The organism is Fructobacillus tropaeoli (genome assembly GCF_001047135.2).
Taxonomy (GTDB): domain Bacteria; phylum Bacillota; class Bacilli; order Lactobacillales; family Lactobacillaceae; genus Fructobacillus; species Fructobacillus tropaeoli.
On the sequence record NZ_DF968148.1, the window covers coordinates 1 to 538 of the forward strand.

At 41.3% G+C, this 538-nt stretch carries 1 pseudogene; it reads right to left on the minus strand.

Annotated features, from left to right (window positions below):
- Nucleotides 1–538 (minus strand): annotated as a pseudogene (locus tag AOQ32_RS08460) (relaxase/mobilization nuclease domain-containing protein); the annotation flags it as partial.

The following is a 538-nucleotide window of genomic DNA, read 5'->3' on the forward strand; positions in this document are numbered from 1 at the left end:
TGGCCGTTTTCTAATTCATCTAATTGTGACCCATAAATCAACACTTGGGCTTGGTCATCAGAGCCAAAGTCCACATTCACGTACAAGCCTTGACTGGTTTTGGAATAAATCTGCCAAGGTTCAATGATCACACGCCAACCAAAGTCTTCTTGCTCTTGTTCAATACTTTCTTGATAGTTTTGCACGACTTCGGCCACGCTGACTTGCACATCATTTTCCGCTAAACGTTTTTCCATATTGGTCATTTGATAAAATGCTGGCTGCTTTTTATCCAAACTGCGCGCCCGAGTCCATTTGATTTGGTCACTATCAGCTAATTTAAATTTGGTATGTTGGCCACTTGTATCAACTTGTAAATGAATGGCCGCCGCTTTTTCTAAGAAGTCCATCTTGGAATTCGAATTGGCTAACAAGTAGTCTAAGCGTGCTTTGATTTTTTTTCGGTATAAGTTTTCCGTTTGCCATTTCGTATAACGTTGATGGCTGGATCTCATACCCGGTTCAATAATCTTCGCCCCATAGCGACTGGCAATTTTGT